At 69.5% G+C, this 23,841-nt stretch carries 20 protein-coding genes; 10 read left to right on the plus strand and 10 right to left on the minus strand.

Translation table 11 applies throughout. The annotated features are described in order from the left end of the window. Positions 1-68: 68 nt before the first annotated feature. Both AC1C2T_RS06710 and AC1C2T_RS06715 read right to left on the minus strand, forming a co-directional pair. Positions 69-1,274 carry an aminotransferase class I/II-fold pyridoxal phosphate-dependent enzyme gene (locus tag AC1C2T_RS06710; RefSeq protein WP_495384696.1) on the minus strand — a complete coding sequence of 402 codons (1,206 nt, stop codon included), beginning with the start codon at positions 1,272-1,274 and terminating at the stop codon, positions 69-71. Between the two features lie 251 nt (positions 1,275-1,525). Further along, positions 1,526-3,010: a CoA-acylating methylmalonate-semialdehyde dehydrogenase gene (locus AC1C2T_RS06715; RefSeq protein WP_495384697.1), complete on the minus strand. Its 1,485-nt coding sequence runs from the start codon at positions 3,008-3,010 to the stop codon at positions 1,526-1,528. Between the two features lie 141 nt (positions 3,011-3,151). Here AC1C2T_RS06715 and AC1C2T_RS06720 point away from each other — a divergent pair, with 141 nt between their 5' ends. The 4 genes from AC1C2T_RS06720 (at position 3,152) to AC1C2T_RS06735 (ending at position 6,924) form a co-directional block, all read left to right on the plus strand. Beyond that, positions 3,152-4,825, plus strand: a complete 1,674-nt coding sequence (locus AC1C2T_RS06720) for a PucR family transcriptional regulator (protein ID WP_495384698.1) — start codon at positions 3,152-3,154, stop codon at positions 4,823-4,825. Between the two features lie 149 nt (positions 4,826-4,974). Beyond that, positions 4,975-5,436: a VOC family protein gene (locus tag AC1C2T_RS06725; RefSeq protein ID WP_495384699.1), complete on the plus strand. Its 462-nt coding sequence runs from the start codon at positions 4,975-4,977 to the stop codon at positions 5,434-5,436. Positions 5,437-5,449: 13 nt separating this feature from the next. After that, a complete protein-coding gene (locus AC1C2T_RS06730; RefSeq protein ID WP_495361028.1) occupies positions 5,450-6,163 on the plus strand; it encodes a winged helix-turn-helix transcriptional regulator in 714 nt (237 codons plus the stop codon). 116 nt (positions 6,164-6,279) lie between these two features. Further along, complete coding sequence (locus AC1C2T_RS06735) at positions 6,280-6,924, plus strand: hypothetical protein (protein WP_495361027.1); 645 nt, start codon at positions 6,280-6,282, stop codon at positions 6,922-6,924. A 54-nt stretch (positions 6,925-6,978) separates the two neighbouring features. On the opposite strand, the gene AC1C2T_RS06740 is transcribed toward AC1C2T_RS06735, so the two are convergent. Next, complete coding sequence (locus AC1C2T_RS06740) at positions 6,979-8,427, minus strand: NAD(P)/FAD-dependent oxidoreductase (RefSeq protein WP_495384700.1); 1,449 nt, start codon at positions 8,425-8,427, stop codon at positions 6,979-6,981. Positions 8,428-8,703: 276 nt separating this feature from the next. Then, positions 8,704-10,221, minus strand: coding sequence for a helix-turn-helix domain-containing protein (locus AC1C2T_RS06745; protein WP_495384701.1), 1,518 nt, complete (start codon positions 10,219-10,221; stop codon positions 8,704-8,706). A 322-nt stretch (positions 10,222-10,543) separates the two neighbouring features. On the opposite strand from AC1C2T_RS06745, the gene aceA reads away from it, so the two are divergent. From aceA to AC1C2T_RS06760, 3 genes are all read left to right on the plus strand, one after another. Beyond that, complete coding sequence (aceA, locus tag AC1C2T_RS06750) at positions 10,544-11,950, plus strand: isocitrate lyase (protein ID WP_495384702.1); 1,407 nt, start codon at positions 10,544-10,546, stop codon at positions 11,948-11,950. A gap of 123 nt (positions 11,951-12,073) precedes the next feature. After that, on the plus strand, positions 12,074-13,774 hold the full coding sequence (gene aceB, locus AC1C2T_RS06755) for a malate synthase A (protein WP_495384703.1): 1,701 nt from the start codon (positions 12,074-12,076) through the stop codon (positions 13,772-13,774). Between the two features lie 90 nt (positions 13,775-13,864). Then, a complete protein-coding gene (locus AC1C2T_RS06760; RefSeq protein WP_495361022.1) occupies positions 13,865-14,425 on the plus strand; it encodes a GNAT family N-acetyltransferase in 561 nt (186 codons plus the stop codon). A gap of 161 nt (positions 14,426-14,586) precedes the next feature. Here AC1C2T_RS06760 and AC1C2T_RS06765 read toward each other — a convergent pair whose 3' ends face one another. Together AC1C2T_RS06765 and AC1C2T_RS06770 are read right to left on the minus strand one after the other, a co-directional pair. Next, a complete protein-coding gene (locus AC1C2T_RS06765; protein ID WP_495384704.1) occupies positions 14,587-15,975 on the minus strand; it encodes an ATP-binding protein in 1,389 nt (462 codons plus the stop codon). A 65-nt stretch (positions 15,976-16,040) separates the two neighbouring features. Then, entirely contained in the window at positions 16,041-17,414 is a 1,374-nt protein-coding gene (locus AC1C2T_RS06770) for an MFS transporter (protein ID WP_495384705.1), read from the minus strand. Between the two features lie 56 nt (positions 17,415-17,470). Between AC1C2T_RS06770 and AC1C2T_RS06775 the strand changes: the two genes are divergently transcribed. Next, entirely contained in the window at positions 17,471-18,430 is a 960-nt protein-coding gene (locus AC1C2T_RS06775; protein ID WP_495384706.1) for an ArsR/SmtB family transcription factor, read from the plus strand. 152 nt (positions 18,431-18,582) lie between these two features. Here the strand turns inward: AC1C2T_RS06775 and AC1C2T_RS06780 are convergent, their stop codons facing one another. Next, positions 18,583-19,497 (minus strand): NADP-dependent oxidoreductase, encoded by a 915-nt coding sequence (locus tag AC1C2T_RS06780; protein ID WP_495384707.1) that lies wholly within the window; start codon positions 19,495-19,497, stop codon positions 18,583-18,585. Between the two features lie 150 nt (positions 19,498-19,647). Here AC1C2T_RS06780 and AC1C2T_RS06785 point away from each other — a divergent pair, with 150 nt between their 5' ends. Next, the gene (locus AC1C2T_RS06785; RefSeq protein WP_495384708.1) at positions 19,648-19,887 is read left to right on the plus strand and encodes a hypothetical protein; all 240 of its coding nucleotides are present in this window, start codon (positions 19,648-19,650) and stop codon (positions 19,885-19,887) included. Positions 19,888-19,903: 16 nt separating this feature from the next. Beyond that, complete coding sequence (locus AC1C2T_RS06790) at positions 19,904-20,869, plus strand: capsular polysaccharide synthesis protein (RefSeq protein ID WP_495384709.1); 966 nt, start codon at positions 19,904-19,906, stop codon at positions 20,867-20,869. 25 nt (positions 20,870-20,894) lie between these two features. Here AC1C2T_RS06790 and AC1C2T_RS06795 read toward each other — a convergent pair whose 3' ends face one another. From AC1C2T_RS06795 to AC1C2T_RS06805, 3 genes are all read right to left on the minus strand, one after another. Then, on the minus strand, positions 20,895-21,695 hold the full coding sequence (locus AC1C2T_RS06795) for an alpha/beta fold hydrolase (RefSeq protein WP_495361015.1): 801 nt from the start codon (positions 21,693-21,695) through the stop codon (positions 20,895-20,897). Continuing rightward, on the minus strand, positions 21,692-22,390 hold the full coding sequence (locus AC1C2T_RS06800) for a YqaJ viral recombinase family protein (RefSeq protein ID WP_495361014.1): 699 nt from the start codon (positions 22,388-22,390) through the stop codon (positions 21,692-21,694). Before AC1C2T_RS06800 ends, AC1C2T_RS06795 begins: the two co-directional genes overlap by 4 nt. A 205-nt stretch (positions 22,391-22,595) precedes the next feature. Continuing rightward, entirely contained in the window at positions 22,596-23,783 is a 1,188-nt protein-coding gene (locus tag AC1C2T_RS06805; protein ID WP_495361013.1) for an ROK family transcriptional regulator, read from the minus strand. Between the last annotated feature and the right edge of the window lie 58 nt (positions 23,784-23,841).

The following is a 23,841-nucleotide window of genomic DNA, read 5'->3' on the forward strand; positions in this document are numbered from 1 at the left end:
GCTAGCCGACCGCTCGGCGCGCCTACCCGGAGTGGCGCATGCCGGTCACTCGGAATCGGGCCGCCCGCTCACTGCGCGGACGGCGAGCCGCTCGCGCGGAACGCGGCCGCGAAGCGCGGCAGGCTCGCCTCGATCGTCTCCATCGTGGCGGTCAGGCAGATGCGGAAGAATCCGGGTGTCTCGAACATCCGCCCGGGCAGCACGAGCACACCTTCCCGGTCGAGCGAGGCGGCGAATGCGGCGTCGTCGGCGATCGGCGAGGTCGGGAACAGGTAGAAGGTGCCCTCCGGCACGGTGATGTCGTATCCGATCTCCCGCAGCGCCGCGACCATGACGTCGCGCTTGCGCTGGAATCCCTGGATGTCGAACTCCAGCGTCTCGAGGCGGGGTAGCGCGTACTGCATCGAGGCGTTGGGGAAGAGCCATCCGCCGGTGATCTGGATCGCCTCGATCGCGTCGCGGAGTGGTTCGCGGTCGGGCATCGCGGGCGATACGGCGAGGTAGCCGATGCGCTCGCCCGGCGAGAGCAGCGTCTTCCCGTAGCTGTACGCGAGGAAGCTCCACGGGTAGAACTCGACCGGACTCCTGAATTGCGCGCCGTCGAAGACGATGCGGTTGTAGGCCTCATCGGAGATGAGGAAGATGCGCCGGCCGTTCCGTTCGGAGGCCTCGTCGAGCAAGGTGGCGAGCCGTTCGAGCGTCTCGACCGGATAGATGCGGCCGGTGGGGTTGTTGGGGCTGTTGACGATGACGATGCGCGTGCGCGGGGTTATGGCGGCCGCGATCGCGTCGAGATCGAGGTCGAAGGTCTCGCGATCGATCGACACCTTCACCGGCACGAGGCCGGCCTCGCGGACGAGTCCCTCGTAGAGGAACCACGGCGGCAGGCTGTAGACGACCTCGTCGCCCGCATCGCCGACGAGCTTCAGCGCGGTCGAGATCGCCGCGAACCCACCGGTCGTGAGGTGCACGTCGTCGGTCTCGAACGGGATGCCGACGTGACGTCGTAGGGATTCGGTCGCAGCCGCGATCGCCGTCGCATCGCCGAAGTTGTAGGCGAACCACAGTTCGTGCTGCGGGATCAGCGCGTCGCGCAGGATCTCGACGTAGGCCGTCGACGCCGGTTCGTGCGGGTCGCCGAACGTGAAGTCGAGCACGCCGGGTTCATGTCGTCGTCGTTCGTAGCCCGAGAGCCGGTAGAACTCGTAGAGCAATTGGAACGGCGTCGCGGCCTGCACGTTCGCGACGCGATCGGAAGTGAGTCGGTCATCCATGAGCGCTTCCCTCGGGATCTGGGAGGCTCCGCCGACACGGAGTTCCCGTGAATGCCGCCATGCTACTCCGCAGCCAGCCGCGCGCCCTCAGGGATGTCCCGTATCGCTGGTCGAGTAGCGCCCGGCGAAGGAGGACGCGTATCGAGACCCGGCATTCGCGGGTTGAGGAGCGACGGAGGAGCCACCGAAACCCCGTTGCCGGGAAGTGGGTTCGAGACGGCGCTGGCGCGCTCCTCAACCTGCGAGAGGGGTCAGTGGTTCGAGGGGAAGCCGAGGTTGATCTGCGATTCGCTCGGCTCGGGCCAACGGCTCGTCACGACCTTCGTGCGGGTGTAGAAGTGCACCGACTCGGGGCCGTAGATGTGCGAGTCGCCGAAGAGCGAGTCCTTCCACCCGCCGAACGAGTAGGCGCCGATCGGCACCGGGATCGGCACGTTCACGCCGACCATGCCGACCTCGATGTCGATCTCGAACTGTCGCGCGGTGCCGCCGTCGCGGGTATAGACGGCGACGCCGTTGGCGTAGCGATTGGCGTGGATGAGCGCGACGGCCTCGTCGTAGTTCTCGACGCGAACGACCGAGAGCACGGGGCCGAAGATCTCGTCTTCGTAGACCTTCATGCCGGGCTTGACGTGGTCGACGAGGCTGACGCCCACGAAGAACCCGTCACCGTCGAACTGCGCGGCGGTGCCGTCGACGACGACGGTCGCGCCTTCGGCAGCGGCACCCGTGACGTAGGAGGCGACCTTGTCACGGTGCTCGCGGGTGATGAGCGGACCCATCTCGCTCGCGGCATCCGTACCGTCGCCGATCTGCAGCGCGCCCATGCGCGAGCGCACCGCTTCGACGAGGTCGTCGGCGACGTCGCCGACGGCGACGAGCACAGAGACGGCCATGCAACGTTCGCCGGCCGAACCGTAGGCGGCCGAGATCGCGGCATCGGCCGCGCCCTCGAGGTCGGCGTCGGGCATGACGACCATGTGGTTCTTCGCGCCGCCGAGGGCCTGCACGCGCTTGCCCTGCTTCGCGGCCCGCTCGTAGATGGAGCGGGCGATCGGCGTCGAGCCGACGAACGAGACCGCCCGCACGTCGGGGGAGTCGAGGATCGCGTCGACCGCGACCTTGTCGCCGTGCACGACGTTCAGCACGCCGTCGGGCAGCCCGGCCTCTTGGAAGAGCTTCGCGAGGAACACCGAGGCGCTCGGATCCTTCTCCGACGGCTTCAGCACGACGGTGTTGCCGCACGCGATCGCCGAGGCGATCATCCAGAGCGGCACCATGACCGGGAAGTTGAACGGCGTGATCGCGCCGACGACCCCGACCGGCTGCTTCGTCGAGTGCACGTCGACGCCGCGCGCAACCTGCTCTGAGTGCTCGCCCTTCAAGAGGTGCACGAGTCCCGCGGCGAACTCGACGTTCTCGATGCCGCGCGAGATCTCGCCCGCGGCGTCGGAGAGCACCTTGCCGTGCTCGCTCGTGACGATGGCCGCGAGCTCGGGCGTGCGCTCCTTCAGCAGCTGCCGCAAGCGGAAGAACACGTCGGCGCGCTTCACCAGCCCCGTCGCGCGCCACCCTGGCAGTGCGGCCTTCGCGATGGCGATCGCCTGCTCGACCTCGGCGGCGGACGCGAACGCGACCTCGTGCTGCCTCGCGCCGGTCGCCGGGTTGAATATCGGGCCGGTGCGTTCGGCGACAGCTGTCTCGCGACCGTCGATGAAGTGCTGAACCAAGGGCATGCGTGTACTCCTTCGAAGGCGGCGGCAGCGGATGTCGCGGAGCAGTGCCGCGCGAATCGTGTCGCCATTCGGTGCCGACCATACAGATTGACTGGGTAGCACCTAGGCTGGTGCTCCCAGCCTGACAGAGGAGGAAGGGCGATGCCGTTGGCAGACCGTCGCGAAGATGAGGTGATCCGGACGAATCGTCCGGAGGTCGAGACGGCCGACGACGGTCTGCCGACCGTCCGCGAGATCCTCGCGATCCCCGCGGTCGCGCAGGGCCGTCCCGAGGTGCTCTCGAGTGCCGAGGCGCTCGACGCCCACGTGCGCTGGGCGCACGTTTCCGACAGCCCTGGCGTCGCCCGACTGCTCGATGGCGGGGAGCTGCTGCTCTCGACGGGATCGGGGTGGCCGACGGAGCCGGCAGAGCTCGCGGGGTTCATCGGCGGGCTCGCGGGTGCCGGGCTGTCGGGCATCGTGCTCGAACTCGGGGCGCATTACCAGCACGTGCCCGCGGTCGTCGAGTCGGCAGCGCGCGAGCATGGGCTGGCCCTCGTCGCCCTGCACCGAGAGGTGAAATTCGTCACCCTCACCGAGGCGGTGCACAGCCGGATCATCTCGGAGCAGACCGCGGCGCTGCGTGCCCGCGACGAGGTGCGCGAGCGATTCACCGCACTCGCGCTGCGCGGCTCGCCGACCGACTTCATCGTGCAGCAATTGGCGCAGACGCTCGGCGCTGCGGTCGTGCTCGAGAACCTTGCGCACGAGGTCGTGGCCGCTGAGGTGCCGCTGGCCGCGGAGGCGGATCTCTTCTCCGGGTGGGAGGCGCGGTCGCGGCTCGCGCATCGGCAGCGCTCGGGGCGGCGGCATGACCTCGGGGCTTCGGTCGACGAGTGGCTCATCGTGCCGGTCGAGGCGCGAGGCATCCGGTGGGGTCACCTCATCGCACTGCCGGGCCCGACGCATCCGGCAGGGCGCACGAGTGTGCTCGAGCAGGGCGCCATCGCTCTCGCCCTCGGACGCCTCGCCGACGGCGACGCCGACGAGTGGACTCGTCTCGGCCGGCAGCGACTCCTCGACGGGCTCCTCGCCGGCAGGTTCGCCGGCCTGTCGGCCGCATCCGCCCGCGTCGAGGCGGCCGGCCTGCCGCTCGACCGCATGCGGCTCTTCGCCGTCGTGGTGACAGGGGTCGCGGTGGCAGCGGCAGCAGCGGATGCCGCGGCTCGCGATCTCGGCGGCCGCGCGATCGCCGGCGCAGCTCCCGACGGCGCGCTCGCAGCACCCGCCACGATCGTGCTCCTCTCACTGCCGATCACGCGTGACTTCGACGACGCGTCGGCGCGGGCCTTCGCTCGAGCGCTCGTCGAAGGCGATTCCGCGGCGACCGAGCTGCTCGTGCTGTCGATCGGATCCGAGGCGGGCTCGCTCGACGCGTTGCTCGGCTCGGTTCAGGAGGCGATCGACGTGGCGCGGGGCGTGGCGCCTCGCGCCTCGCGTGGCCCGGTATTGCGCCGCTCCGACGATCGTCCGCTGATGAGACTCGTGACCTCGCTCCGCGACGACCACCGACTCCTCGAGCACGGCGAGCGCATGCTCGAGCCGCTCATCGACTACGACCTCGCCCGCAACGGCGACCTGCTCGACGTGCTCGCTGCGATGCTCGCGCATCCGGGCAATCGCACCGCCGCGGCATCCGCTTCGCACCTGTCGCGTTCAGTGTTCTATCAGCGGCTCGCGCTCATCGGTGACTTGCTCGGCGTCGATCTCGACGATGGGGAGACGCTGACGGCGCTGCACCTCGCGCTGCTCGTGCGGCGCAGCGTCGTGCCCTGAATCGTTCGTCGAGTCGCGACGGAGGAGATCCGGCGCTGGCGCGACTACTCGACTAGCAGAGTGTTACTTGCTATTGACAAGTGCACTTGCAAAGAGCAAGCTGGGCATGCAGCATCCCGCAGACCAATGACGATCGTCCGGAGGAGATCATGACCGCAACCAACATCTTCGTGAACCTGCCCACCACCGACCTCGAGCGCTCGAAGGCGTTCTACGAGGCGCTCGGGTTCAGCATCAACCCCATGTTCACCGACGAGAACGCGGCGTGCGTCGTGCTCGGCGAGAACATCTACTTCATGGTGCTCACCCGTGAGTACCTCGGCACCTTCACCGACAAGCAGATCATCGACCCGAAGACGCACGCCCAGGCCCTCATCGCGCTCGGTCGCGAGTCGCGCGACGACGTCGACGCAGTGCTCGGCAGGGGTCTCGCCGCCGGCGGCAACGAGCCGCGCGAGGCGCAGGACTACGGCTTCATGTACTCGCGCGACCTCGAAGACCCCGACGGCAACATCCTCGAGTTCCTCTACATGGACCCGGCGGCCGCAGACAAGGGCCCCGAGGCATACTTGGCCGAGCAGGGAGCTCCGGCGCCTTCGGCGTCGGCCTGACCGGGCGAGTTCCATGGCAACACGCGCCGCACGCGGCTTCGGCCAGTACAGCGGCGCAGCACGGGCGCTCGAGCGGGTCGGGGATCGGTGGGCACTGCTCATCGTCCGCGACCTGCTCGTCGGCCCGCGCCGTTACGGCGACCTGAAGGCCGGGCTGCCCCGCATCCCGACGAACATCCTCAGCGACCGGCTGAAAGAGCTGCAGGAGTCGGGGGTCGTGCGGCGGGTGCCGACAGTGCGCGGCGGGTACGAGCTCACGGCGCTTGGTCGCGGGCTCGAGCCCGTCGTCGTCGCGCTCGAGCGCTGGGGGTGGGCGGTGCTCGGTGAGCCCGGCGCCGAAGAGGCGGTCAGCGCTGATGCACTCGCGGTCTCGCTGCGAGCGGCATTCCGGCCGGATGCCGCGGCGACGCTGCCGCCGACCGAGTACGTGCTGCACGTGGCGGCCACCTCGGTCTCCGCGATCGTGGTCGGCCCGAGCCTCGACGTGGTGCCGGTCGGCGCGGGCGCGCTGCCGCAGCCGCGCCGGCGCTCGGCGCTCGAACCGATACCGCAGGCGGTGCTCGAACTGGAACTCGAACCCGGGCTGCTGCGCGCGCTGCTCGCCGGTGAGTCCGCCGCGCCGAGCGGGTTCGTGGGCGATCCCGAGCTCCTCGACCGGTTCACCGTGACGTTCCGCATCGACCCCCCGGGGCCGGCGGCCTCCTCCATCGACGCGGCGGTGGCCTGAAGCCGGATGCCACGGGAGTTATGGAAGTGATATCAGGACTCCTGTCAAACCGGTGAACCGGCCAATACGCTGAGGCCAGGCGGTTCCCCCGCAGGCGCTCGACACAAGGAGAACCCATGTCACGGATCCGTCCACTCGCCTCGATGGCCGTAGTCTTCGGCACGGCAGCTCTCGCCGTGCTCGGTCTCGCGGGGTGCGCGTCGCCCGGCGAGGCGGTCGCCAGTGAGCCGACGACGGCCACGTCCTCGGTGCCACCCACACCCACGCCGTCCGAGACCACGCCGGCCGCGGTCGATCCCGCCGACGTGACCACGTGGGTCATCACCACCGCGGGCATCGGTCCGATCGAACGTGGCGCCCCATACAAAGAGGTCATCGCCGGCTTGCCGTCGTTCGAGGTGTCGGAGTGGTGTGCATGGGTGGCGGGGCTCACCACCGAGGGTGCGGCCTCCATGCTCCTGACCCACCCGGAGGGCGGCGAGGAGATCACATCGGTGTGGGTCAACGGACGGGCTGATGAAGCGGGCGTCATCCCGGCGTCTCCGTCGACGGAGGCCGGCATCGTGGTCGGGTCGACGATGGACGAGCTCACCACCGCCTACCCCGATCTCCAGCCGGTGAACCAGACTGGGGCAGACTCGTTCGGCTACGCCGTCGGCGATGATGCGAACGGGTACCTCGACTTCCTCGTCGAAGACGGCGTCGTCGTTCTCATCGGCGTGCAAGATGTCGCGGGCGTGCCCAAGGAGTTCTGCGGCTGACCCGCATCCGTGATGCCGGCGATGAGACGCAGGGTGTCGCCCGCTCTGCCGTGCTCACGAGTCGAACCCGAGTCCGAGCGCGTCGAGGGTCTTCAGCAACAGGTTGCGCCGGCCGCCGTCGTGGTCGGCTCGATCGAGCGACCATCGGGTCGCGTTGATGCCGATTGACGCGGCAGGCTCGGGCGGGAAGGGCAGCGGGCGCTTGCGCACCATCTCGAGCGAGGTGCGCTCGTTCTCACGACCCTCGAGCAGGTCGAGCATGACCTCGGCCGCGAACCGAGTCGACCCGACGCCGAGCCCCGTGAAGCCTGCCGCGTAGGCGACGCGGTCGTCCCGTGCGGTGCCGAAGAATGCCGTGAACTGCGTGCTCGTGTCGATCGCGCCGGCCCACTTGTGGCTGAACTGCAGACCATCGAGCTGCGGGAAGGTCGTGAAGAAGTGGCTTGCGAGCTTCCGCCAGGACTCGGGCCGGTTCTCGTACTGCGCGCGCACCTTGCGGCCGTAGTGGTAGATCGCGTCGTAGCCGCCGAACAAGATGCGGTTGTCTTTCGTGAGGCGGGAGTAGTGGAACTGGTTGGCGAGATCGCCGATGCCCTGGCGGTCCTTCCAGCCGATTTCGGCGAGCTGCTGCTTCGTGAGTGGCTCGGTCATGAGCACGAAGTCGTAGACCGGCACTGTCATCAGGCGATTGCGCTTCAGGAGCGACGGGAACACGTTCGTCGCGAGCACCGCCTGCCTCGCATCGACTCGCCCGGCATCGGTGATGGCGGAGACGGCCCCGGTCGAGCCCGGCGTCTCGAGGCGTTTGACGGGGGAGTGCTCGAAGATCTCGACACCGAGCTCCTCGGCGACGCGTGCGAGCTCGGCGGCGAGGCGCGCAGGGTGCAGCATGCCGCTCGTGCGTTGCTCCCAGACGCCCGCAAGGAAGATCGGTGAGGCGACGGATGCCTGCACCTCGCGTTCATCGAGGAAGATGACGCCCTCCTCACCGCGCTCGACGGCCTCGGCGTGCCAGTCGCGCAGCCACGCGACCTGGTGCTCCTCGATCGCCGGCGCGAGCTCGCCGGTGCGTTCGAAGTGGAAGTCCATGCCGTACTCCGCCTCGGCGGCCTCGATCGCGTCGAGGTTCGCCATGCCGAGCCGGTCGAGCGTCGCCATCTCCTTCGGCCACCGCGCCATGCCGTTCTCGCGCCCGTGGGTGAGGCTCGCCTCGCAGAAGCCGCCGTTGCGACCGGAGGCCGCCCAGCCGATCGTCTTCGCCTCGACGAGCACGATGCGGGTCCTCGGGTTGCGGCGCTTGGCGAGCACCGCGCTCCAGAGACCGGCGTAGCCGCCGCCGACGATGACGAGATCGGCGACATGGTGGCCCGCGAGCTTCGGCCGGCCACCCACGGCGCCGGCGGGCAGGTCGTCGAGCCAGAACACCGACCGCGCGGTGTGCTCGAGCGAATGAGTGACGACGGATGCCGGTGGCCGGCGTCGTTCGAAGACGGTCGTTCCCACGGGGATCACTCCGATGCGGTTGTGATGGTCTCATCTTCCCGCGGGGCGTGCACCGAGCACCAGAGCGTGCTGTCGCGACATCCGCTCGCTCCCGGACAGGGTGCCTCTGCCCTCTGCCCTCTGCCCTCTGCCCCCTGCCCTCTGCCCGCCCCTGCCCCTGCCCGCCCGTTCATGCGACGTTTTGCCGGTATGCGGGGGTTTCCGAATGGTCGTGGGAGGCGCAAAGCGTCGCGGGAGCTGCAGAGCGAGTGCGGCGAGTGTGGCGGGGCGGGCGGGTCAGTGCGGGGCGTGTGCCTCGAGGAACTGGTAGACCTCGGTCTGGTCGACGCCCGGGAAGGTGCCCGTCGGCAGCGCGGCGAGCAGCGAGGTCGGTGTGCGGGCGGCGGGCCACGAGGCATCCGCCCACCGATCGGCGAGGCTGGACGGCGCCTGGCAGCATGCGGGGTCGGGGCAGCGCGACACCGCACGATGCGGTGTCTCGCGCCCGCGGAACCACTTCACATGCTCGAACGGCACGCCGACCGACACCGAGTACTCGCCCTCCTTCGCCTTCTCGATGCGCGAGGTGCACCAGAACGTGCCCGACGGGGTGTCGGTGTACTGGTACCAGGGGCTGAAGCGGTCTTCGACGTCGAACACCGTGCGGGCCGTCCAATTGCGGCACATCGTCGTGCCCTCGATCGCACCGAGCGCGTCGGACGGGAAGCGCACGCGGTCGTTCTCGTACGCCTTGATGATCGTTCCCGACTCGTGCACCTTGATGAAGTGCACGGGGATACCGAGCCGCGCCGTCGCGAGGTTCGTGAACCGGTGCGCGGCGGTCTCGTACGAGACGGCGAAGTGGTCGCGCAGCTCCTCCATCGAGATTCGGCGCAGGTTCTTCGCCTCGGCGAGGAAGCGAACGGCAGCCTGCTCGGGCAGCAGTATCGCCGCCGTCAGGTAGTTGGTCTCGATGCGCTGGCGGAGGAAGTCGGCGTAGCCGCCGGGCTCCTCGTGGCCGAGCAGGTGGCTCGCGAGCGCCTGCAGGATGGGTGAACGCGAGTCGCGCGACGGTGACTGCTGCGTCGGCAGGTAGATGCGTCCGTTGCGCTTGTCGGTCACCGATCGGGTCGAGTGCGGCAGGTCGCCCACGTAGTGCAGGGAGTAGCCGAGATGGCTCGCCATGTCGGCGACGAGCTGGTGGGAGACCGGGCCGCCGGTGTGGCCGACGGCTTCGAGCAGCTCGGCGGCTTTCGCCTCGAGCTCGGGGTAGAAGTTGTCGCGGGCGCGCATCTCGGCGCGCAGCTGGGCGTTGGCGCGTCGCGCCTCTTCGGGCGTCGCCGCGCGTTCGCGGTGCAGCCGGTCGATCTCGTTGGCGAGGCTCAGGATCGTCTGCAGGGTCTGGTCGTTCATGCCCTTCGCGACACGGAAGGCGGGCAAGCCGAGGGCGGCGAACACCGGCCCGCGCTGAGCGCGTTCGACGGCGATCTCGAGGGCGGCACGGGCAGAGGGGGCATCCGTTCGGAGCAGTTCGTCGACGGATGTCCCGAGCGCCAGTGCGATCGTGCGCAGCATCGAGAGCCGGGGCTCGCGCTTGCCGTTCTCGATTGCGGAGACCTGGCTCGGCGCTCGGCCGATCGCGGCGGCGAGCTCGCCGAGGGTCATGCCGCGGGCGGTGCGACGCTCGCGGATGCGGCGGCCGAGGGTGAGCGCGTCGACCTCCTCGGTGGCCAAATCGGCGGTCTCGCCGACGGCGGCGGGCGCAGCGAGTGCGGCGGTGAGTGCCGCCGAGCCCGTGCGATCCGCGATGACCATGCTTCGATGGTCACACGGGCGAACGGATGCCGCAAACGGAAGAATCGCGATTCTTCTCCGACTCGCATGCAACTGGCGCGCGAATCGGTCGATTGCTCACGCTTCTCAACGGAAAGAACGCGCTTCTGGAGTATTCGCTCGGCCTGGGGTCGTGCGGCGCGCTTGTTCCGTCACGCAGAAAGAGTGGGAAAGTTCACCCACGGGATCGTGGGTGAGCAGGTACCGAGCGGGCGCAGAGTGGATGCCACAGACCCCGAACGACGTCGAGGCAGACGTCGGACGGGACACCGAAGCATCCGCTCAGCACCACTCGGAGGACACCATGAGCACCACGAACCGCCCCGGCGACCAGACCCAGACCGCTGCCGAACTGCAGCTCGAGTGGGATGCCGACTCGCGTTGGGAAGGCGTCAGCCGCGACTACACGGCCGACGACGTCGTCGCCCTGCGCGGTCCGGTTCGGGAGGAGCGCACCCTCGCCAAGCGCGGCGCCGAGCGCTTGTGGGACGACATTCAGCAGAACACGGGTACGGCGTTCGAGCGCCAGGAGGAACCGCAGTGGTCGGCCGCGCTCGGCGCCCTCACGGGCAATCAGGCCGTGCAGCAGGTGCGCGCCGGGCTCAAGGCGATCTACCTGAGCGGCTGGCAGGTCGCGGCCGATGCGAACCTCAGCGGCCAGACCTACCCCGACCAGTCGCTCTACCCTGCGAACTCGGTACCCGCGGTCGTGCGCCGCATCAACAACGCGCTCCTTCGCGCCGGGCAGATCGAATCGCGCCCTGAGCCTGTCGAAGGGGGCTCGGTTTCGACAGGCTCGGTTTCGACAGGCTCGGTTTCGACTGGCTCGGTTTCGACAGGCTCAACCAGCAAGGACTGGATGGCCCCCATCGTCGCTGACGCCGAGGCAGGCTTCGGCGGCCCGCTCAATGCTTACGAGCTCATGCACCAGATGATCGAGGCCGGCGCCGCAGGTGTGCACTGGGAGGACCAGCTCGCGAGCGAGAAGAAGTGCGGCCACATGGGCGGCAAGGTGCTCGTGCCCACGTCGCAGCACATCCGCACGATCAACGCCGCACGCCTGGCGGCGGATGTCACCGGCGTGCCGTCGATCATCATCGCCCGCACCGACGCGCTCGCTGCGACCCTGCTCACGAGCGACCACGATGAGCGCGACCGACCCTTCGTCACGGGCGAGCGCACCGCCGAGGGCTTCTACGAGGTGCAGAACGGCATCGAGCCGGTCATCGCCCGCGGCCTCGCCTATGCCGAGTACGCCGACCTGCTCTGGGTCGAGTCGGCCGAGCCCGACCTCGACCTCGCGCGGCGCTTCGCCGAGGCCGTGCACGCGAAGTTCCCGGGCAAGCGCCTGAGCTACAACTGCTCGCCCTCGTTCAACTGGAAGAGTCACCTCGACGACGACCAGATCGCGAAGTTCCAACGCGAGCTCGCCTCGATGGGTTACGCGTTCCAGTTCATCACCCTCGCGGGCTTCCACGCCCTCAACCACTCCATGTTCACGCTCGCCAAGGATTACAACGAGCGGCACATGAGCGCCTACGTCGAACTCCAGGAGGCGGAATTCGCCTCTGAGAAGCACGGGTACACCGCGACGCGCCACCAGCGCGAGGTCGGCACCGGCTACTTCGACCAGATCGCCACCGCGCTGAACCCCAACAGCGCAACGCTCGCCCTCGTCGGATCGACCGAGGAAGAACAGTTCAACCACTGACGCACCCCAACCCACTTTTCTCAGGACAAGTGGGTCAGAATCGCACACTTATCAGGAGTTTTCGGCGCGAACGCCGCTCCCGAGCGAATTTCTCCTGAAAAGAGTGCAACGGAGGAGATGACCATGAACACGACGCCCAGCATGACCCTCGAGCGAGAGCGAGCGGATGCCGCATCCGCTCGGCTGCCCGAACCCAAGCCCGCCACAGGCAGCTTCCAGACCGTCGAACCCCGCATCGAGATCACCTCGCCGCTCGGCGAACGCTACGAGGAGATCCTCACGCCCGAGGCGCTCCGCTTCCTGGCGGAGCTGCACGACCGCTTCGCAGGCACCCGGCACGAGCTGCTCGCCGCCCGCCTGCAGACGCGGGTCGACGCCGCCAACGGGCGGGATCCGAAGTTCCTGCCGGAAACGGAGTGGATCAGGAACGACGAGAGTTGGCGCGTCGCCGGCGCCGGACCCGGCCTCGAGGACCGCCGCGTGGAGATCACCGGGCCGACCGATCGCAAGATGGCGATCAATGCGCTGAACTCGGGCGCGAAGGTCTGGCTCGCCGACCAGGAGGATGCGACGAGCCCGACCTGGCCGAACGTCATCGAGGGCCAGCTGAGCCTCTTCGACGTGCTGCGTGGCCGCCTCGAGTACACCAGTGCCGAGGGCAAGCAGTATCGCGTCGAGCGCCCGCTCGCCGAGACCCCGACGATCGTGATGCGCCCGCGCGGCTGGCACCTCGTCGAGAAGCACCTGAAGTTCCACGACCGTGCGGGGCGCGCGATGCACGCCTCGGGCTCGCTCGTCGACTTCGGGCTCTACTTCTTCCACAACGCGCACGCGCTCATCGCCGCGGGGCGCGGGCCGTACTTCTACCTGCCGAAGCTCGAGTCGCACCGCGAGGCGAAGCTCTGGAACGACATCTTCGTCTACGCGCAGACGCGGCTCGGTATCCCGCGGGGCACGGTGCGCGCGACGGTGCTCATCGAGACGATCCAGGCCGCGTTCGAGATGGACGAGATCCTCTATGAACTGCGCGACCACTGCGCGGGTCTGAACGCCGGCCGCTGGGACTACATCTTCTCGATCGTGAAGACGTTCCGTTCGCGCGGTCGTCGTTGGGTCATGCCCGACCGAAAGGCGATCACGATGACGGTGCCGTTCATGCGGGCGTACACCGAGCTGCTCGTCGCCACGTGCCACAAGCGCGGGGCGCACGCCATCGGCGGCATGAGCGCGTTCATCCCGAACCGCCGCGACCCCGAGGTCACCGAGCGCGCGCTCGCCGCCGTCACGGCCGACAAGCGTCGCGAGGCCGGCGACGGCTTCGACGGCACCTGGGTGGCGCACCCCGACCTCATCCCCACGGCTCGTGCCGAGTTCGACGCCGTGCTCGGCGACCGGCCGAACCAGGTCGGGCGCCTCCGCGACGACGTGCACGTGACGGCGGCGGAGCTGCTCGACATCCCGTCGATCGGCGGCGAGGTCACCGAGGGCGGCGTGCGGGGCAACATCTCGATCGCGATCCGCTACATCGAGTCGTGGCTGCGCGGCACGGGCGCTGCGGCGATCGACAACCTCATGGAGGATGCCGCGACGGCCGAGATCTCACGCTCGCAGGTCTGGCAATGGCTCAATGAGAACACGGTCACTGCCGAGGGCACGCGCATCGACCAGACGTCGATCGTGCGCCTCATGGCGGCCGCGGTCGCCGAGCTGCCGCGCTTCGAGGGCGACCGGTTCGACGACGCGATCTCGGTGTTCCGCAGTGTCGCACTCGAGCCCGAGTTCCCGACCTTCCTCACGGTGGGTGCCTACGCGCGCTTCCTCTGAGACGGAATGCGGGTTGAGCTTGTCGAAACCGTCCCTCCCGGGCAGGCTTCGACATGCTCAGCCCGCACTGGTCTGCCAGAATCGATGATCGTGACCCTGCCGAACGAGACCGCCGTGCGAATCCGACCGGCAGCGATGTCGGATGCAGCTGCGCTCTCGTCGCTCGCTGCCGAGACGTTCCCGCTCGCGTGCCCGCCCCACACCACCGCCGAGGCGATCGCCGATTTCATCGCCGAGAACTTCGCCGTGCGCAACTTCGAGCGCTACCTCGCCGACCCCGAGCGCGTGCTGCTGGTCGTCGCGAAGCCCGATGCAGGCCGTCTCCTCGGATACACGATGCTCGTCGGCGGCGAACCGGGCGACGCCGACGCCGCTCGCGCGGTGACGGCGCGGCCCGCGATCGAGGTGAGCAAGGTCTACGTGCTGTCGGAGTCGCACGGCACCGGCGCGGGCGCCGCGCTCATGCGCGCGTCGCTCGACGCGGCGAAGGCGACCGGAGCCGTTACGGCCTGGCTCGGCGTCAACGAGGAGAATTCGCGGGCGATCGCGTTTTACGAGCGGCACGGCTTCTCGAAGGTCGGACGCAAGCACTTCGTCGTCGGCGGTCGCGTCGAAGACGACTGGGTGCTGGCGCGCTCGCTGCTCGAGTAGGCGCGCCAGCACCGTCCCTTTTCGTCGGTCGAGTAGGAGTGTTCGTCGGTCGAGTAGGCGCGCCAGCGCCGTATCGAGACCTCGTGACGGGTCTCGATACGCTCCTGCGTCGCTACTACTCGACCGGCGGGTGCGTCGCTACTCGACCGGCGGGGGTGTGGTCAGCGCAGGGGCACACCGACGTCGCTGCCGCCCTCGGGCGTGAGCCGTGCGTTCATCGCGAGCAACGTCGGCGCGGGCACGAATCCGCCGGCGAAGAGCGCCTCGCCCTGCCGGAACCACGGCGACCGCGCGATGAGAGCCTCGGGCGCGTACCCGAAGTACGTCGCGAGTCCATCGAGATCGACGGGGGAACTCATCTTCATGAGGGCGAGGTTGTCGCACTGGGAGATGATGCCCGGGTGCACTTTCGATGGCCGCTGCGTCGAGAGCAGCAGCCACAGACCGAACTTCCGGCCTTCGGCGGCGATCTGGATTATGCGCTCGCGTACTGCGACCGCGAGCGGTGAGCTCAGTTCGGGCGAGCAGAGGTTGTGAGCCTCGTCGATCACGAGCAGCACCGGTCGGCGCTCCTCTCGACGGGCCCACAGCTCGTCGAGCACCGAGAGTGCGACGACGAGGTGCTGGTCGGGCGTCGAGAAGCCGCCGAGGTCGAGCACCGTGGCATCCGCTCGCTCATCGATGACGAGTGTCGCTTCACGGTCGTGGCCGGCCCACACCTCCCATGTCAGGATGCCCATGTTCTCGATACGGAGGCCGAGCGCACGACGCGCCGGTTCGTCGGAGCCGAGCAATTCGGGCAGCAACTCGCCCGGTTCGACCACGCTGAGCGTGTCGCGGAGGTGCACGGCCGCGTTGAACTCCTCGCGGTCGACTACCGGGTCGAGGCGGAGCACCGCCGCCTTCGCCTCGGTCGTCATCGCGGTGAACCGGGCGCGCAGCAGATCGGCACCTGCCGTGTTCGGACGGAGCACCCGGATGTCGCGTTGCGCCAGCAGCTCGGCGGTGGGCCCGCTCGCATCGGCGTTCAGCTCGCCGAGCCGAACGAAGTCGGAGTTGGGGTCGAACACGACGACGGGCAGCGCCGTGTGCGCAATGAGCTGCTCGAGCACCACGCCGAGCGCGTAGGTCTTGCCCGAGCCGCTCTGGCCGCACCAGAAGGTGTGCCGATTGAATCGATGCGACAGCAGTCGTGCCGGCCTGCTCGGCGGGCTGAGGTTCACGCCGATCTCGAGGGTCGCCCCGAGCGCCGTGTGCACGAGGTCGATCGTGGCCGCGTCGGCCGCTGCCACGGCGCCGACGGCGAACCCGTGGCTGCCGCGTGCGTCGAAACGCTCGCCGTCGATCACGCCGAGGAGGCGTCCGCGCAGGGCCTCGGGCCCGCTCGCCTCACCTGTCTCACGCTCCTCGACGAGGGCGAGCTGCCGACCTCGGTCGGTCGTGATGACGAGCAGGGTGCCGGCGATGAACGGGGTGCCCGAGGCATCCGGAATCGTGAACGATCGTCCGTCGTCGGAGTGCGCCGGAAGCGGCGTGCTGGGCTCGGCCATGCGCCGATCATGCCACGCACGCCGCGCAATGCGACAGTGCGCTGGCGGATGTCGCGGTGTGCCGGCTACGCCGCCGTGACCTCGGCCGTGCGTGCCGCGCGGCGCGCGAGCCACCAGATGCCGAGGCCCGAAACGAGGAAGATCGCGGCGAGCACGACCCAACCCGAGAAGCCGTTCGAGATCGCCGTCGCGTTGACGACGAGCGGGGCGGCGAGCGCGCCGACCGAGAAGCCCATGCCGAACACGCCCTGGTAGCTGCCCGCCTGCACGGGGTCGGCGAGTTCGAAACTGAGCCCCCAGCCACCGGCCTGCGAGAACACCTCGGCGAAGGCGTGCGTGATCGCGGCGATCACGAGCACGGTGATCGCGAAGCCGATGGGGAGCCCTGCGGCCGAGGCGTACACGAGGCAGGCGGCCGCCATCAGCCACGCCGCGATGCCAGACACTCGGGCCGCGACCCGCAGGTCGTGCGTGCCCCTCGAGAGCGGCACCTGGAAGATCACGACGATGACGGTGTTGAGGATGAGTAGTGCGGCGATGAGGGCCTCGGGCGCCGTGGTCTCGTTCGCGATCCAGAGCGGCACCCCCAACTCGGCGACGCCGAACTGCATGCCGAACACCGCGGTGAGCGCGGTGAGCAGCAGATACCTCGGGTCGCGCCACGGGGAGTGCCGGCGCCAGCTGCGACGCTCAGCCGCGGCTGCCTCGGCGCTGGCGGCGGCATCGAACGACCCGGTCGCGGTGGTCACCGGCGGCGTCGCGACCCTCCCGGGCGCATCGACGCTCGAGGGGAGCTTGACGAGCTGGATCAAGCCGAGCAGGTAGAGCGCGCCTGCGCCGAGGATGAGCGCGCGGTACGCCTCGGCTGTGCCGATGGCGAGCGCGAGCGCGCCGAGTCCTGAGCCGACGGCGATGGAGATGTTGGTGATTGCGCGCAGCACCGCCCGCGCGTGCACACGACCCTGACCTTCGAACGCCCGGGCGATGATCGCCGCCCGCGTCGAGTTCGCGGCCTGTCCGAAGGCGCCGCAGACGACCGCGACCATGAGTGCGGTGATGAAATCGCCGGCGAAGACGTACGCGATCAGCGCGAGGCCCTCGATCGTGGTGAAGACGATGAGGAGGCGCTTGGCGCTGAAGCGATCGGCGAGCCATCCGCCGGCGAGGGTCGCGCCGACTGCCGCGGCGCTCGACGCGGAGAGCACGATCGCTACCTCGTGCGGCGCCAGGCCGACGATGAAGGTGAAGTAGAGCACCGTGACAGTGAGGAAGATGCCGCGGCCGACGCGCGAGATGAGGGTCGCGCCGACGAGGATGCGCAGCACCGGGTCGGACACGGATGCCGCGACGCGGGCGACGAGCGAGGGCTTCGGCGGTGACTCGGGGTTGACGGTCGGCACGGTTCCCGTGTCGGGGGGCGATGCGGGGGTAGGGCTCACTCGTACAGTTCTTCCAGAACCGCCGTCGGGTCGAAATTGATGTAGCGTTTTGCTTCATGTTGCGATACGTGCTCAACGAGGGCGACGTCGCGGCCGTGCGCTTCGGCATCTCACCGCTCTGCGAACTCGGACTGTCGCTGCGCGCGATCGACGACCCCGCCCGATTCCCCCTGCAGCTGCCGTGGCTGCGCCGCACCGAGGCAGCGCGCGCCAACCTCGACGTCGAGGCACTGCACGGCCTCATCGACGAGCGGCTGTGGACGCCCGACTTCATGAACCCGCGCCCCGAGTCGCCGCTGACGCGCCTCGACGACGAGTTCGAGCAACTGCTCGCCACACCTCCGCAGACCTTCATCGGCGACCTCGTCGCGGTGCACGGGCATGTGCCGGCCGTGTTCGCCGGCTCGCCGAAGACCGCGATTCGGCGCATCGTGCGTGCGCTGCACGAGCTCTGGGACGCCTCGTTCGCGCCGTACTGGCCGCGCATGCGTGCGGTGCTCGAGGCCGACGTCGTCTACCGGGGCCGCCAGATCGCCCAGAGCGGGCTGTCGACCATGCTGAATGGCATCTCGTCGACGGTCGACTACGCCGACGGGGTCGTCTCGGTGCGGCTGAGAGACCCGAACGACCGCCTGCAGCGCATCGACGGCCTCGGCCTCACGCTCGTGCCCACGATGTTCACGCGCCGGGGCTCCGCGCCGGTCGGCGACGGCCCACCGATGATCATGTACCCGGCGCGCGGCCAGGGCGCGCTCTGGGAGACCGAGCGGTCGGCCAACCCCGCCGCGGTCGCTGCGATCCTCGGCGAGACGCGGGCGAGCCTGCTCTCCGCTCTCGGCGACCCGGCCTCGTCGACAGAGCTCGGCGTGCGCTTCGGCGTCACCCCATCGGCCGTCAACCAGCACCTCCGCGCCCTACGCGATGCCGGCCTGCTCGTCTCGACGAGGTACGGGCACAGCGTGCTCTACCTCCGCAGCGAACTCGGCAGCGCCCTGCTCGACGCCCGTACCGGCTGACCGGGTCCGGGGGTTTCGAGACGGCGCTGGCGCGCCTCCTCAACCTATGGGCCCGCGGGTTGAGGAGGGAGCGAAGCGACCGTCTCGAAACCCCTTTTCGCGACCCGGGGGTTTCGAGACGGCGCTGGCGCGTCTCCTCAACCTGCGGCTGTTCAGGCGGGGTCGGGCGAGACCCGCAGCACGAGCTTGCCGCGCACGTGCCCGGCCTCGAGCAGGCGGTGCGCCTCGGCGCCCTCTTCGAGGGGGAGTTCTCTCTCCACGTACACACGTACGGCACCGTCGTCGATGAGCCGCGTGATCACCGAGAGCGTGCGGGCATCGGGCGAGACGGTGTAGCCGCTCGAACGGATGCCCCGGGCTGCGGCCTCCTCGGCCATGGTCGGCCAGGATCCCGTGGGTACCGTCACGATCAGGCCGGCCGGCCGGAGCGCGTCGAGGGAACGGGAGCCCGTGGCATCCGTCACATTGCCGATCAGGTCTATGACCACGTCTTGGTCGGTGACGACCTCTTCGAATCGTTCGACGTTGTAGTCGATGACGCGGCGTGCACCGAGGCCGCGTACGAAGTCGGCGTTGCGGGCGGAAGCTGTGGCGGTGACGACGGCCCCGAAGTAGGCGGCGAACTGCACGGCGAAGTGGCCCACCCCGCCTGCACCCGCGTGGATGAGCACGCGCTGCCCGTCGTGCACGCGCGCCGTGTCGACGACTGCGCCCCACGCGGTGAGCGCCGCGAGCGGCACCGCCGCCGCCTCGGCGAAGGAGAGGGAAGCCGGCATGCGGGTGATGCCCATCGAACTCACCGAGATCAGTTCGGCGTAGCTGCCGCCGGTCCGGGGCACCCGGCCCATGCCGTAGACGCGGTCACCAGGCTGCAGCGGATGGGCCGTGTAGGGCACCGCCTCGACCACGCCGGCGAAGTCGCCGCCGAGCACGGCCGGGTAGGCGGGGATCGCCCTGGCGACTCCGCGCCCGGCTCGAGTCTTCGCGTCGATCGGGTTCACGCCGGCTGCGACGACCCGCACGAGCACCTCGTCGCTGATGCGGATCGGCTCGGGCATCTCTGCCATATGCAGCTCGTCGGCTCCGCCTGTCTGATCGATCACCAATGCCCGCATCGACACACCCTCCCGAGATTGTCCTTCGCCCAGTATCCGCCATCGCTATGATCGCACCGACACCCGGGTGACCGGTGGCGTCGCCGAACAGGGGGAGTGCGAATGCGTGCGGAATGGGGGGTCATCAGGATCGCGGCGGCGGCCGGCATCGTCACCGCGATCGTCGGCTGGTACCCGTACCCGTTCCTGAACCCCGACATCGCGCCCGGCGTCGGCTACGACGGCGTGACCGTCTACGTCATCGCGATCGCCGCGTTCCTGCTCGTCGGCGCCGGCATCCTCGGCATCAGCCGGGCGGCCTGGGCGTACCGGACGGCGCCCGAGGAGCCCGCGGCCGCATGAGCGCGATAGCCGGCAGATGACGAACCCGGCGAACGGCGACGGCGACGGCGACGGCGCCGGTGACGGCGCCGGTGACGGCGCCGGTGATGGCGCCGGCCCGATCGAGCGACTGCGCACCCAGTTGCGCCGTGCACAGGAATACTACGTGCCGACGATCGATCCGGCCGCTTCGGCGCGAGCGGCCGTCGAGGCTCGCGCCTTCGTCGATTCGCATCTCGCCGTGCTGCAGGAGGCCGCAGAGATCGCCGCCGATCGGGTCGTCGAGCTCGACGGCGATCGGATGCCGGTCTGGAGCTACTGGGACGGGCCCGAGGAGTCCGCGCCGCCGCTCGTGCGGGCCTGTCTCGCCCAGCTGCGGCGGGTGCATCCTGAGGTTCGCATCCTCGACGCAGAGACCGTCGCCGAGTTCGTCCGGCTGCCGCCGATCGTCGAGCAGCGGCTGGCCGAGCGTCCTGCGCAGCGTTCGGACCTCATCCGGGTCTCACTGCTCGAGCGGCACGGCGGCATCTGGGTCGATGCCACCGCATACGCGCCCCGGCCGCTGACGCCGCGAATTGAACCGCTGCTCGGAGCCGGCTCGTTCTACCTGCGCTGGGCGGGCAACGAGATCTCGAACTGGTTCATCGCGGCCCGGCCGGGCAATCGCCTGATCGCGCTGCAACGCGCCGCCCTCGAGGCGTGGTGGCGCGAGCGCGACGAGCTGCCGGACTACTTCCTCTACCACCGACTGTTCACGGCGATCATCGCGGCCGACGATGGAGCGCGGCGCATTGCGCGCGCAATGCCGAAGCGCAGCACCATTCCGAGTCATCTGCTGCAACTCGCGATGCTGCGGACGTACGACACCGATGAGGTCGCCCGCATCCTCGACGTGGCACTCGTGCAGAAGCTCAGCTACAAGTACGACGCCGACGCGGTGCCCGAGGGCTCCGTCCTCGCTCGGTTGCTCGCGGGTGAGCTGCCGACTCAGCCTCAACGCTGACGATCGCGATTCGCGCCGGGAAGGCTCAGGCGCGCGTGTGCTGCAGCCAGCGGGCGATGCCCTCGCGCAGCAGCGCCGTCTGCACGGGCAGCCCGTCGTCGCGGGCCGGCAGCTCGACGAGTGGCGCGTCGAGCGCGGCAGCCCATCGCTCGGCGAGCGCGTACGGATGCACCGGGTCGCGCGGTGCGCCGACGACGAGTGAACGGATGCCGCGGGCTCCGAGCCCGGCGAGCTCGGAGTCGGCGGTGAACGCTCGGTTGCGCGGGATCTCGACGAGGCGCATCGCCCGCCGCGCGGCATCGGGAGCGGTGAACTGCGCGAGGAGCGCTCGCCCGCCAGAGGGCGAGACGGAGGCGACGTGGTGGAAGATCGCGCGCTCGCGGAACTCTTGAATGCCCGCCGGCCCGGCGTCGGCGAGGATCTGTCCGATCACGGGGAACGGGCGCAGATTCTCGGGCAGCGATTCGTCGCTGAAGGACGGCCGCACGAAGATCGCCCGCTCGATGGGCAGCAGTTCGTCGAGCGCGAGCCGCAGCGCGAGCGCGGCACCGAGCGAGACGCCGATGATGGTGAGCGGGGCGGATGGCTCGGGCGCAGGTTCGCCCGCTTCGGCGATCGTCTCCCGCACGGTCGCGGCGACTTCAGCGGCGAGCCGGTCGATTCGGAAGTCGTCGGGTTCGCCGACCGTGAGGAACCCGCCGTGCGCGCGGATGTCGGGTGCGACGATGAGTTCGTCGGATCCGATCGCCGCGTGCACCGCGGGCGTGAAGAGGTCGAGGGGCTGGCGTCGGTCGGCACCGAGGCCGTGCAGGAGGACGGTCGTCACGCGAGAGCACCCGGCCGGTAGATCGCACGTGGGTCGTGGTCGGCGCCGGCTGGCCGGATCGCCGTGAGCAGTTCGTTCGCGAACCCGACGAGGATCGCGATCTGATCGTCGTCGCGGTCGACCCACCGGCACTGCGGCTCGGCGGCGACCGGAATGAAGTCGTCGTGCTGCTCCCACACGACGAGCGTGCGCTCGGCGCCCAGCACATACTGCTGCCACCAGACCTGACGCAGGTATCCGCGTGGGATTCCGCGCCACGGTTTGGAGGTGGTCTTGATCTCGCAGAGTTCGAGGGTGCCGTTCGGCGCGATTCTGAGGCCGTCGGGTGTCGCGAGGTGGCGGCGTTCGAATTCCGAGTGGTACAGCAGCGTCGACGGCTCGATGCTGTAACTGTGTCGTGCCCACTCGGCGATGACGGGTTCGCGTGCCCGGCCGTGGTCGGTGTAACGGCTCCCGCCGAAGCTGTACCGGCTGCCGTGCAGCTTCTCGTGCGCGGCGGTGCGCACCGATTCGCGCGTCGCGAGCTTCGCGGCATCCGTCGCGGTGATGCCCTGTGATCGCGCCCGCAGCCAGGCGACCCGATCGCTCGAGTCGGCCACGACGCGCGACTGGCACGGATGCCGCGGGCGCTCCTCGACCGCGACCGCCGTCGTCACACTCTCGAGATCGAAGAAGGCGAAGGGGGTGTCGGGCACCCCTCGAGCGTACCGCTGGGCTCGGTCGTCGGTGCGCCATACTCGCGGTCGCCTGCAGCAATTCAGGACGGGAGCAGCGTGTCGCGGCGTGTCGGCGGCAAATCAGGGGTGCGACACGTCTCCGGACCTGAATTGCTGCAGGTGGCGAGGTGGCGAGGTGGCGAGGTGGCGAGGTGGCCGCGAACAGGGGGCAGCGGATGCCGCGTCAGCGCGCTGCGAGCGCGTCGATGCCCTCGGGTGAGAGCGCGTGGTGGATCGCGAGCATGCTCGCCCCGAGCACGGCCGCATTCTCCGCCGCGGCCGATTGCACGATCGCGAGGTGCTCGGTCGCGAGCGGCATCGAACGGGTGTAGACGACCTCTCGCACGCCGGCGATGAGGTGCTCGCCGGCCCTCGCCATCGAACCGCCGATCGCGACGACCGAGGGGTTCACGAGGCTGACGCACGCGGTGAGCACTTCGCCGATGTCGCGACCGGCCTGGCGCACCGCCTGGATCGCATCGATGTCGCCGCGCTTGACGAGCTCGACGACATCGTTGCCGGATGTCGCGTCGACGCCCTGCTCGCGAAGCGCCCGGGCGATGGCGGGGCCCGAGGCGAGGGCTTCGAGGCATCCGCGGTTGCCGCAGTGGCAGGGCACCTCGCTGCCGCGCGCGACGCGCACATGGCCGATGTCACCCGCGATGCCCTGCGCACCGCGCTGCAGCAGGCCGCCCGAGATGATGCCGGAGCCGATGCCCGTGGCGACCTTCACGAACATGAGGTGCTCGACCTGCGGCCAGGCGAGGGCGCGTTCGCCGAGCGCCATGATGTTCACGTCGTTGTCGACGAGCACGGGTACCTCGAGGTGCTGCTGCACCCAGCCGGGCACGTCGAAGCGATCCCAGCCGGGCATGATCGGGGGGTTCACCGGGCGACCGGTGGAGTGTTCGACCGGTCCGGGCACGCCGATGCCGATGGCCGCGAGCTCGTGCCGGTCGCGGCCGAGCCCTTCGATGAGTGCTCGGCCGGCGTCGACCATCCAGCCGAGCACCGCCTCGGGGCCCTCGGCGATGTCCATGCGCTCGCCGCGTGAAGCGAGCACCGTGCCGGTGAGATCGGTCACGGCGATCGTGGCGTGCGAGGCACCGAGGTCGGCGGCGAGCACGATGCGCGCCGCGGGGTTGAGCGCGAACTGCGATGGCGGGCGGCCGCCGGTCGAGGCGGCATCGGCCACGGGGGAGACGAGCCCGAGCCGCATGAGTTCGTCGACGCGCGCCGCGATCGTGGATCGCGCGAGACCGGTGGTGGCCGCGAGGGACGCGCGGGTGCGGGGTGCGCCGTCGCGGAGCAGCTGGAAGAGCTCGCTCGCCCCCGAGGCACCGAGTGCTGATCCCCGGCTGATGTCAACCATGCACTGAGTAAAGCACACGGTCTTCGCGCGCACACAAATCTCGAAGATGTAACGACTT

Source organism: Agromyces sp. Y558 (genome assembly GCF_059445415.1).

Excerpts from the sequence above, each read along its gene's own strand:
- AC1C2T_RS06710 (WP_495384696.1), bottom strand. The coding sequence starts at position 1,274 with ATGGATGACCGACTCACTTCCGATCGCGTCGCGAACGTGCAGGCCGCG.
- AC1C2T_RS06715 (WP_495384697.1), bottom strand. The coding sequence starts at position 3,010 with ATGCCCTTGGTTCAGCACTTCATCGACGGTCGCGAGACAGCTGTCGCC.
- AC1C2T_RS06720 (WP_495384698.1), top strand. The coding sequence starts at position 3,152 with ATGCCGTTGGCAGACCGTCGCGAAGATGAGGTGATCCGGACGAATCGT.
- AC1C2T_RS06725 (WP_495384699.1), top strand. The coding sequence starts at position 4,975 with ATGACCGCAACCAACATCTTCGTGAACCTGCCCACCACCGACCTCGAG.
- AC1C2T_RS06730 (WP_495361028.1), top strand. The coding sequence starts at position 5,450 with ATGGCAACACGCGCCGCACGCGGCTTCGGCCAGTACAGCGGCGCAGCA.
- AC1C2T_RS06735 (WP_495361027.1), top strand. The coding sequence starts at position 6,280 with ATGTCACGGATCCGTCCACTCGCCTCGATGGCCGTAGTCTTCGGCACG.
- AC1C2T_RS06745 (WP_495384701.1), bottom strand. The coding sequence starts at position 10,221 with ATGGTCATCGCGGATCGCACGGGCTCGGCGGCACTCACCGCCGCACTC.
- aceA (WP_495384702.1), top strand. The coding sequence starts at position 10,544 with ATGAGCACCACGAACCGCCCCGGCGACCAGACCCAGACCGCTGCCGAA.
- aceB (WP_495384703.1), top strand. The coding sequence starts at position 12,074 with ATGAACACGACGCCCAGCATGACCCTCGAGCGAGAGCGAGCGGATGCC.
- AC1C2T_RS06765 (WP_495384704.1), bottom strand. The coding sequence starts at position 15,975 with ATGGCCGAGCCCAGCACGCCGCTTCCGGCGCACTCCGACGACGGACGA.
- AC1C2T_RS06775 (WP_495384706.1), top strand. The coding sequence starts at position 17,471 with ATGTTGCGATACGTGCTCAACGAGGGCGACGTCGCGGCCGTGCGCTTC.
- AC1C2T_RS06780 (WP_495384707.1), bottom strand. The coding sequence starts at position 19,497 with ATGGCAGAGATGCCCGAGCCGATCCGCATCAGCGACGAGGTGCTCGTG.
- AC1C2T_RS06785 (WP_495384708.1), top strand. The coding sequence starts at position 19,648 with ATGCGTGCGGAATGGGGGGTCATCAGGATCGCGGCGGCGGCCGGCATC.
- AC1C2T_RS06790 (WP_495384709.1), top strand. The coding sequence starts at position 19,904 with ATGACGAACCCGGCGAACGGCGACGGCGACGGCGACGGCGCCGGTGAC.
- AC1C2T_RS06805 (WP_495361013.1), bottom strand. The coding sequence starts at position 23,783 with ATGGTTGACATCAGCCGGGGATCAGCACTCGGTGCCTCGGGGGCGAGC.